Here is a 10,440-nt window from a genome sequence, read left to right as displayed (position 1 = left end):
TACTTAGACAGTGATGATAACGGAGTGTACAACGCCTCCACGGACAGCAGTGTTAATGCGGACTTGACGGTGAAATTCAGTAATATCAACAATCCGGCATTACAGATAACACAAACAATTGCAGCCGGTGAGACAGTTTATGAACTAGGCGGCATGATCCCGGGCAAATGGCAAATTGAAGTGGAAGGGGTACCGAGCACGTTACGAGCAAGCTTTGACCCGGATGATGCGCATCATGACAGCAAAGGTTACTTAACCTTACCGAAGACAGTCAATCAGGCAATCATTGATATCACGGGTAACCTAACCGATCAGGACTTTGGTTATATCCATGGTGGTATTATTGAGGGTAAACTGGTAGAAGATCGTGAAGGTAAAGGTCTTGTCAGTCTGTCAGAATTAACCGGATTATCGGGTGCAGAGGTTTATCTGTTAAACAATAATCAGAAACATATGATGAACAAAGATGGTAAACCACTGTCGTTTATGACACGCAGTGATGGTAAATTTATATTCCGTAATCTGGTGATAGATCCGAATGTGGTTGATGATTCAAAATATAGTATCCGTTTACTGTTTGGTGAATATCACGACGGCGTGGTTGGCTCAGATAATAGCAATCCATTATATGAAAAAGTGCCATATTTTGAACAATATACTGATAGTAATGGTAAAGTGGTCAAACATGACTTAATTGATATTGCTACACCGCCAGCATCGATTGTTTATAATGGCACAGGTGGTATGCAAACAGTGCCGATTAAGTTAAATGATGGCAGTATCACCTTTAGTGCAACAAGTAACGATATTATATTGGGTTATCGAGTACATAATGCGGATGTAACCGTAATAAAAACGGCACTGAAGGATAATGTCGTGGTGGGTGATATTGTCCCTTATACCATCAAGGTGATTAACAATTCGTCACACAAATCACGCATTAAAGTAAAAGATATTTTACCGTCAGGATTTAAGTTCGTGAAAGGTTCATCGCGTTTAAATGGCAAAAAAGTGGCGGATCCCAAAGGCACTAAAGCGGTGATGTATGATTCTCTGGATTTAACGGCTAACAGTGAAGTGGTGATCAGCTATATGTTAGTTGTGGGCTCGGGCGTTACCCAAGGCGAGTATACCAATACGGCGATGGCACTAAACGCCTTGACGGGTAAAGTGTCGTCGAATATAGCGGAAGCGACGGTAACGGTGACAGCCGATCCACTGTTTGACAATGCGTTAATCTTCGGAAAAGTGTTTATCGACCGAAACGGTAATGGCATACAGGATGAAGATGAAGATGGTCTGGGCGGCGTGAAATTAGTGACCACCCGTGGCGAAATTATCACAACCGATACGCATGGACGTTACCATATAGTTGGTGTATCGGGAGGCCGTTGGGAACGAGGTGCAAACTTCGTTATCAAACTAGACCCACGAAGCTTACCGAAGGAATACAAAGTAAACGGACGTAATCCAAAAGTGGTAAGAGTATCACCGGGGTTACCAAGTAAAGTTGATTTTGGTGTTACGGAGGTAAATCAGTAATTCCCATTAAACATAAAGATAGACAAGTAGGTCTGTTTATTCCTATCCTTTCAGCTCTTTCCCCCGTTTATCGGGGGTTTTTTATATTAAGCATCCTAAATTATTATTTTATATAAATAGATTTTAGTGTTAGAGCACTGAAAATGAGTAGAGTTGTAGAAATATAATTAAAATTGAATACCGGTTAATAAATTAACATTGTCATATTAATTAGTTAGCATAAATAAAGCAGTATTGATGAATTTAAGCATAACACTGAAAGTGTTTATTATCTTCGTTGAATGAAATCAAAAAATTTTACGAAGCATTGCAGATAGAAAACTCCCAACTAAAATTGGGAGTTGATTCGTTTTATTGTTGATAATTTGATAAAAATTTGGCAAAACGTTCGATAGCGTCTTGTAATTCACCTGTATGTGGAAGTGCAACAATTCTGACATGATCGGGTTTATGCCAGTTGAAACCACTGCCTTGTACTAAAAGAACTTTTTCTTGCAATAGAAAATCTAAAACCAATTTCTGATCATTGTGAATATTAAATTTTTGCTGATCAAGTTTAGGAAATAAGTACAATGCGCCTTGTGGTTTAGTACAACTTACCCCTGGGATATCATTTAACATACGCCATGCAAGCATACATTGATCATATAAACGACCACCAGGAACAATAAATTCATTAATACTTTGATAACCGCCAAGTGCACCTTGAATGGCATGTTGCAATGGGACATTGGCGCATAATCGCATTGACGCCAACATATTTAGTCCCTCAATATATCCTTTTACATGTTGTTTAGGACCACAAAGTGCCATCCATCCTTGCCTAAAACCTGCAACACGATAAGTTTTAGATAGTCCGCTCATGGTTACGACAAATAGATCGGGCGCTAAAGCGGCTATTGAATGATGAACAGCATCATCATATAAAATTTTGTCGTAAATTTCGTCAGCAAAAATAATAAGGTTGTTTTGACGCGCAATTTCGGCAATATCAAGTAGAAGCTGTTTACTATAAACGGCACCGGTTGGATTATTAGGATTAATGATCACAATTCCTTTGGTTTTAGGGGTGATCTTTCGTTTAATATCCTCTAAATCGGGTGACCAATTAGCATCTTCATCGCAAAGGTAATGAACAGCACTACCACCAGATAAACTAATTGCAGCTGTCCATAATGGATAATCTGGCATAGGAACTAAGATTTCATCACCGCTATTGAGCAATGCTTGCATCGATTGTACGATAAGTTCAGAAACACCATTGCCGATAAAAATGTCTTCGACATCTAAACTGGTTATTCCTCTGGCTTGATAGTGTTGCATAATAGCTTTACGTGCAGAGTAAAGTCCTTTTGAATCGGAATATCCTTGTGAAGAAGGCAAATTACGGATGACATCAACTAATAATTCATCAGGTGCGGCAAAACCAAAAGGGGCAGGATTTCCAATATTGAGTTTAAGTATAGTTTGACCTTCTTCTTCAAGACGCTTTGCGTGCTCAAGAATTGGTCCACGGATGTCGTAACAGACATGATCCAATTTATTTGATTTTTGGAAATTTTTCATAATGTTGCCCTTTTTAATTATTTTAGTGTTTTTTTATTTTTAACAAAAAAACAATCTACTCCTATTTCGATAATTTTTGAAGATGTTATTATAATCAACCAAGTAAATATCTTTTGATTGTCCAAAATTTGTGCGGAGTATGTGATGAAAACCATTTTAACTGTCATAGGAAAAGACCAGACCGGAATTATTGCTGGTATAAGTCAAAAATTATATGAATTGAATATTAATATTTTAGATGTATCTCAAACTATCATGGGTGAATATTTCACGATGATTATGTTACTCGATTTATCCAAAATCGATGTTTCATTTGATGATGTTAAAAATACTTTAACGCAAACAGGCGAAAATCTTAAAGTTAAAGTAAATATTCAACGCGAAGAGATATTTGATGCAATGCATCGTCTTTAAATTTTATTCAATAATTTTTACTGAAGGATAGTACTAATGGAAACCAAACAGATCCTCGAAACGATTAAAATGATTGAGGAAGAAAAGCTTGATATTCGCACAATAACCATGGGTATTTCTTTGCTTGATTGTATTGATAGCGATGGTGAAAAAGCCCGTCAAAAAATCTATGACAAAATTACTAAATTAGCCAAAAATTTAGTAAAAGTTGGTGATCAAATTACGTCTGAATTTGGTATTCCAATTATTAATAAACGTATCTCTGTTACACCAATATCCTTAATTGCAGGAGCAAGTAATGATAGTGATTATGTCGCGTTCGCAAAAACACTTGATCAAGCTGCTAAAGCGGTGGGGGTGAACTTTATTGGTGGATTTTCGGCGTTAGTGCAGAAAGGTTACCATAAAGGTGATGAAATTTTGATTAAATCCATCCCACAAGCGCTTGCCCAAACAGAACGTGTTTGTTCATCGGTTAATGTAGGTTCTACACAAACCGGTATCAACATGGATGCCGTAAAACAGATGGGGCATATTATTAAAGAGGCGGCCGCATTAACGGCGAATAATAGCAGTATGGCTTGTGCAAAATTAGTTGTGTTTGCTAATGCTGTTGAGGACAATCCGTTTATGGCTGGGGCTTTTCATGGTGTAGGCGAAGCAGATTGTGTCATTAATGTGGGTGTCAGTGGACCAGGGGTGGTTAAGCGAGCACTCGAAAAAGTAAAAGGTCAACCTTTTGATGTGGTTGCAGAAACAATCAAAAAAACGGCTTTTAAAATTACGCGTATGGGACAACTTGTTGGTAAAGAGGCTTCGGAGCGTTTAGGCGTTAAATTTGGTATTGTTGATTTATCTTTAGCGCCAACGCCTGCAATAGGTGATTCAGTTGCCCATATTTTAGAAGAAATGGGACTGGAAGTGGTTGGAACCCATGGTACAACGGCTGCGTTGGCGATGCTTAATGATGCTGTCAAAAAAGGTGGGGTCATGGCATGTGGTCATGTAGGTGGTTTAAGTGGGGCATTTATTCCTGTGTCAGAAGATGCTGGGATGATTGATGCGGTAAATAAGGGGGCACTCAATTTAGAAAAATTAGAAGCAATGACCTGTGTTTGTTCGGTCGGGCTTGATATGATTGCTATTCCGGGTGATACACCAGCTGAAACAATATCTGCTATTATTGCAGATGAAGCAGCAATCGGCGTCATCAATCATAAGACCACTGCCGTTCGCATCATTCCTGCGGTTGGTTTAACAGTGGGTGATAATATTGAATTTGGTGGGTTATTGGGTCATGCGCCTGTGATGCCAGTAAATAAATATAGTTCATTTGATTTTATTAATCGTGGTGGACGTATTCCTGCTCCGATTCACTCCTTCAAAAACTAAGCGATTATTTTGTGATGCCTTGTATATCAAAAAAGACAAGGTATCACATGACTTTCTGTCTATTGATTTCTACCTGATAATCCAAAATGTGATTTTTTGTCCTTCATTTTACGGTTATCCCTATAATGAGCAATCACACGGATACTATTTGGTAATGAATTAATTAGTCTCATTTTTCTTACTTATCTAAAATTAATTGATAAAAAATAAAAGGAAACAAAAATGAAAAAAGTTATAGTCAGTTTTATCTCAATATTATTGTTAGGTTGTGGGACTTTAGAAAGTAATTATCAACCTGTCAACTATGGTCCGATGTTAACGGTAATTAATCAAAAATTACCCGCTTATGATTTACCAAAAAAATTAGATTTCCACAATAAAACCTATTATATATATAATCAAAGTCGCGATAGTGGTTCAGGTAATCCTAATGATAAGCGTGCAATTATGTACATGCAAGATCCTAAATCAGCAACCTATTATGAAGATTATTTCATCATTATGGATGATATCGTTGCCAATGCTCAAGATGCTCAAAAACTCTTTAAATTGCAAATCGCAATGCGTTCGTCTGATCCGAAAGTCACTCAAGAAGGTAACGTTTCTTATGCCGTAGGAACGGATGAAAAAAATGGTATAGGTTATTTAATCGTCAGTACTTATGATGAATCAACGCATTTGGCTCGTAATCGTTTTTATCTCATTTTACTTAATAAAAAAAATGACCATTTAGTAAAATATATGCAAACCCATACTAAACAAATGGCACAAGAGATATTAAAATTAGGACGTAAATAGTTAATTTATGAGTCTAATACCGATAACCTCAATGACAAGAATAGTAGCGTTAGTTGCGTTAATCGTTATGCACTGCTAGTATTTTAACATTTCGATAAATCAGTGGTAATTATGCATAACACATTTTCTGACAGTTATTTTCAACGTTTTAGTGGCATTGCTCGGTTGTATGGTCAATCCGCATTGTCGTGTTTTGCTCGTGCGCACGTTTGTGTAATAGGGATTGGCGGTGTTGGTTCTTGGGTTGCTGAATCCCTTGCTCGCAGTGGTATCGGGCAAATTACTTTGATTGATATGGATGATGTCTGTGTGACTAATACCAATCGCCAGATTCATGCTTTAACCTCAAATATAGGTAAAGCTAAAACCGCTGTCATGGCTGAGCGAATATTACAAATTAATCCTGAATGTATTGTTAATCAAATTGATGACTTTATAAATATTGATAATGTTTCAGATTATTTAGGAGCTCAAAACTTGCCTCGTTATGATTATATCATTGATGCTATTGATAGTGTGCGTGATAAAGCGGCCGTGCTTAATTATTGCAGACGGCAAAAATTGAAAGTCATTACTATTGGTGGCGCAGGTGGGCAAAAAGATCCAACACAGATTAAAATTGCTGATTTGGCTAAAACCATTCAAGACCCTTTGGCAGCTAAATTACGAGAAAGATTAAAGAACGATTATAAACTCAATAAAGATAGTAAAGGTAAATATTCGATACCTTGTGTTTACTCAACAGAACAACTGAAATATCCGGCGGAGAATGGACAAATCTGTTTTACGAAAAGTGAAGCGCATGGCACTAAAAAAATGGATTGTGAATCAGGTTTTGGCGCAGTGACGACTGTTACGGCAAGTTTTGGATTTGTTGCTGTTAGTTATGTACTGGACAAATTATCAAAAATTTAAGTGAACTTTCTCTTTCTTAAAAAAAATTTTGCATATTTAAAAAAAGCTATTTTACTTGTGTAAAAATAGTTTTTTTTATCAAAAAATCTCAAATATTAATTTTTTCCTATCTACTAGGATGAATCTCACTTACCCATTTCCATAACATTTATTTTTCTGCAAGATCTTATTGTATAAAGTAAAAAACTGATTTACGATAACGGCAATTTCGTTTTGTTATTATGCATAGGCATTAAAAAGATTCAAGGAAGACGCCAAACGATTCAGATTTATTTTTTAATTTCAAGGAGTAATCTATGGCAGTAACTAATATGAATGAGTTAAATGAATTAATGGCCCGTGTAAAAAAAGCACAGGAAACTTATTCAACTTATACTCAAGAACAAGTGGATAAAATTTTCACGGAGGCTGCAAAAGCTGCTGCAGCTGCGAGAATTCCACTAGCCCAACAAGCTGTTGCTGAATCGGGTATGGGGATTGTAGAAGATAAAGTGATTAAAAACTTATTTGCTGCAGAATATATTCTAAACAAATATCGTCATGACAAAACTTGTGGCGTAGTGGCAGAAAATGAACCCTTTGGAACTATTACGCTAGCTGAACCTTTAGGGATCATATGTGGAATAGTACCAACGACCAATCCAACTTCCACCGCTATTTTCAAATCCCTTATCAGTCTTAAAACCCGTAACGCAATCGTCTTCTCTCCTCATCCTAGAGCAAAAAAATCAACTATTGAAGCAGCCAGAATTGTTCTAAATGCAGCAATCAAAGCTGGTGCACCAAAAGATATTATTGGTTGGATTGATGAGCCCTCTATCGAATTATCAAATGCTTTAATGCATCATGATGATGTCGCTGCAATTTTAGCAACCGGTGGCCCAGGTATGGTGAAAGCAGCTTATAGTTCAGGTAAACCAGCATTAGGTGTTGGCGCAGGTAATACGCCTGTCATCATTGACGAAACAGCCGATTTAAAACGAGCAGTGGCTTCCGTTCTGATGTCTAAAACGTTTGATAATGGTATGATTTGTGCCTCTGAACAGGCTATCGTCGTGGTTGATTCTGTTTATGACGAAGTACGTCGCTTGTTAACACAATACGGTGCATACGTTTTAAATGCTAAAGAGACTAAAGCCGTTCAAGGTATCATTTTAAATGACAAGGGTGCTTTAAATGCTAATATCGTTGGTCAACCAGCGACCAAAATTGCTGAATTAGCAGGTTTTAAAGTACCAGCAGGTTCAAAAGTACTGGTAGGTGAAGTGAGCAAAGTTGATCTATCTGAACCGTTTGCGCATGAAAAACTTTCACCGACGTTAGCTATGTTTAAAGCTAAAGATTTTACTGAAGCAGTAGAAAAGGCTGAAAAATTAGTTGAAATGGGTGGTATGGGTCATACTTCTGTTCTTTACACCGATCAAGATAGCAATCGTGAACGTATCGATTATTTTGGCAAAAAAATGAAAACTTGCCGTATTTTGATTAACCAACCTGCTGCGCATGGTGGTATTGGCGATTTATATAATTTTGATTTAGCGCCGTCACTAACATTAGGTTGTGGTTCTTGGGGAGGTAACTCGGTATCTGAAAATGTTGGACCGAAACACTTACTTAACAAGAAAACAATCGCTAAGAGAGCAGAAAACATGTTATGGCACAAATTACCAAGTTCTATCTATTTTAAACGTGGCTCACTTCCTATTGCTTTAAATGAAGTCGTTGAGCAAGGCGCAAAACGAGTTTTTTTAGTCACCGATAAATTCCTATTTAACAATGGTTATTCAAAACAAATCACCGATCAATTAGAGTCACAAGGTGTTCTTTGTGAAACATTCTTTGATGTTGAAGCTGATCCAACCTTAAGTGTTGTTCGTAAAGGGACTGAATCAATGAGAGCATTCCAGCCTGATACTGTTATTGCTTTAGGCGGTGGTTCACCAATGGATGCTGCAAAAATCATGTGGGTTCTTTATGAACACCCAGAAACTAAATTCGATGAATTAGCATTACGTTTTATGGATATTCGTAAACGTGCTTGTCATTTCCCGAATATGGGCAAAAAAGCAAAATTGATCTGTGTTACCACAACATCAGGAACCGGTTCTGAAGTGACGCCATTCGCAGTTGTGACGGATGATGCAACCGGACAAAAATATCCGTTAGCCGATTATGCTGTTACGCCTCATATGGCAATTGTAGATGCTAACTTAGTGATGAATATGCCACGTTCACTTTGTGCTGCTGGTGGTTACGATGCGGTAACTCATGCTTTAGAAGCTTATGTGTCAGTAATGGCAACAGAGTTTTCTGACGGTCAAGCATTACAAGCTTTAAGTATGCTTAAGTCCTATTTACCGGCAAGCTATAAAGAAGGGGCTAAAAATCCTATCGCTCGAGAAAAAGTACACAGTGCAGCGACATTAGCAGGTGTTGCTTTTGCTCAAGCATTTTTAGGTATTTGTCACTCAATGGCGCATAAAATTGGTGCAGCTTTCCATATCCCACATGGTGTGGCTAATGCAATGCTCATCAGCAATGTTGTCCGTTTTAATGCAACAGATAAGCCAACTAAACAAGGTACATTTAGTCAATATGGTTATCCTCAAGCCATTCGTCGATACGCTGAAATTGCTGATCATTTAGGTTTAACGGCTGCTGCGGATAAAGATGAGAAGAAAGTTGAGAAATTAATTGGTTGGTTAGATCAACTTAGAAAAGATCTTGAAATACCATTCTCTATAAAAGAGTTTGGTGTGGATGAAAAAACGTTCTTAGCACAAGTTGACCAACTTGCTGTAGATGCATTTGATGACCAATGTACTGGCGCAAATCCTCGTTATCCTTTAATTGCTGAACTAAAACAAATCTTGCTTGATACCTATTATGGTCGTCCATATCAAGATAACGGTGATATCAGTGAAGATGTTGCTGTGCATACAGCGGCTAAAGGTGTAGCTTCTACTACTAAGAAAAAAGCGGTAAAAAAGAAATAATCTAAAAAATTATTTTTGATTAAATAAAACCCTGAAATTGTCTATATTTCGGGGTTTTTTTATGTTTTTGATTTTTTTTTAAGCAAACAAAATAAAATTTGTTTTTTTTGCTTGCAAGCTTAAATGTTCTAGTCCATAATGCGCAGCACTTAGGCCGGCTTAGCTCAGTAGGTAGAGCAACTGACTTGTAATCAGTAGGTCGCCAGTTCGATTCCGGCAGCCGGCACCATTTTCCTAAGTAGACAAATTTAAAAAGATTCGGGGTGGGGTTCCCGAGCGGCCAAAGGGAGCAGACTGTAAATCTGCCGTGTCACACTTCGAAGGTTCGAATCCTTCCCCCACCACCATATATCTAATATTAGCAATAGCTAATTGAAGCATTTAGGTAGCCGAGTTTGAACATGCGGGCATCGTATAATGGCTATTACCTCAGCCTTCCAAGCTGATGATGCGGGTTCGATTCCCGCTGCCCGCTCCAATTGCTGATATAGCTCAGTTGGTAGAGCGCACCCTTGGTAAGGGTGAGGTCGGCAGTTCAAATCTGCCTATCAGCACCATTCTTGTTACTTTCCTAAACTTCTAAAAATATCGAATTTGACTGCTTAAAAGCTTGTCACTGGACGGCTTTATCTGTTATCATTCAGAGCTAATTTTAAGTTAGTATTATGTTGATATAAAATATAATACTTGGTTAATGTGGTGATTCACCACCGATTTGTATTACATTTGAGGGACAATAAATGTCTAAAGAAAAATTTGAACGTACAAAACCCCACGTTAACGTTGGTACAATCGGCCACGTTGACCATGGTAAAAC

6 protein-coding genes, 4 tRNA genes and 2 pseudogenes are annotated in these 10,440 nt (G+C 37.6%); 11 read left to right on the top strand and 1 reads right to left on the bottom strand.

The window, feature by feature from the left end:
• Positions 1 to 1,542: pseudogene (locus ACGH6R_RS11045) on the top strand (hypothetical protein); the annotation flags it as partial.
• A 351-nt stretch (positions 1,543 to 1,893) separates the two neighbouring features.
• On the opposite strand, the gene ACGH6R_RS11040 reads toward ACGH6R_RS11045, so the two are convergent.
• Positions 1,894 to 3,108, bottom strand: a complete 1,215-nt coding sequence (locus ACGH6R_RS11040; protein ID WP_411597301.1) for a pyridoxal phosphate-dependent aminotransferase — start codon at positions 3,106 to 3,108, stop codon at positions 1,894 to 1,896.
• 144 nt (positions 3,109 to 3,252) lie between these two features.
• Between ACGH6R_RS11040 and ACGH6R_RS11035 the strand changes: the two genes are divergently transcribed.
• The 10 genes and pseudogenes from ACGH6R_RS11035 to ACGH6R_RS10990 form a co-directional block, all read left to right on the top strand.
• On the top strand, positions 3,253 to 3,522 hold the full coding sequence (locus tag ACGH6R_RS11035; protein ID WP_065558707.1) for an ACT domain-containing protein: 270 nt from the start codon (positions 3,253 to 3,255) through the stop codon (positions 3,520 to 3,522).
• A 36-nt stretch (positions 3,523 to 3,558) separates the two neighbouring features.
• On the top strand, positions 3,559 to 4,914 hold the full coding sequence (locus ACGH6R_RS11030) for a PFL family protein (RefSeq protein WP_294829562.1): 1,356 nt from the start codon (positions 3,559 to 3,561) through the stop codon (positions 4,912 to 4,914).
• 222 nt (positions 4,915 to 5,136) lie between these two features.
• Positions 5,137 to 5,712 (top strand): hypothetical protein, encoded by a 576-nt coding sequence (locus ACGH6R_RS11025; RefSeq protein WP_411599823.1) that lies wholly within the window; start codon positions 5,137 to 5,139, stop codon positions 5,710 to 5,712.
• Between the two features lie 111 nt (positions 5,713 to 5,823).
• Entirely contained in the window at positions 5,824 to 6,627 is an 804-nt protein-coding gene (gene tcdA / locus ACGH6R_RS11020; RefSeq protein WP_411599821.1) for a tRNA cyclic N6-threonylcarbamoyladenosine(37) synthase TcdA, read from the top strand.
• 296 nt (positions 6,628 to 6,923) lie between these two features.
• Positions 6,924 to 9,623 (top strand): bifunctional acetaldehyde-CoA/alcohol dehydrogenase, encoded by a 2,700-nt coding sequence (gene adhE / locus ACGH6R_RS11015; protein WP_267351223.1) that lies wholly within the window; start codon positions 6,924 to 6,926, stop codon positions 9,621 to 9,623.
• A 153-nt stretch (positions 9,624 to 9,776) separates the two neighbouring features.
• Positions 9,777 to 9,852, top strand: a tRNA-Thr gene (locus tag ACGH6R_RS11010).
• Positions 9,853 to 9,885: 33 nt separating this feature from the next.
• Positions 9,886 to 9,970 (top strand) — tRNA-Tyr (locus ACGH6R_RS11005).
• A gap of 56 nt (positions 9,971 to 10,026) precedes the next feature.
• Positions 10,027 to 10,101 (top strand) — tRNA-Gly (locus ACGH6R_RS11000).
• A gap of 3 nt (positions 10,102 to 10,104) precedes the next feature.
• Positions 10,105 to 10,180 (top strand) — tRNA-Thr (locus ACGH6R_RS10995).
• Positions 10,181 to 10,363: 183 nt separating this feature from the next.
• Positions 10,364 to 10,440 (top strand): annotated as a pseudogene (locus ACGH6R_RS10990) (elongation factor Tu); the annotation flags it as partial.

The organism is Gilliamella sp. CG13 (genome assembly GCF_046635805.1).
In the GTDB taxonomy this organism is placed as follows: domain Bacteria; phylum Pseudomonadota; class Gammaproteobacteria; order Enterobacterales; family Orbaceae; genus Gilliamella; species Gilliamella apicola_I.
This window is presented reverse-complemented; position numbering and strand designations above follow the sequence as displayed.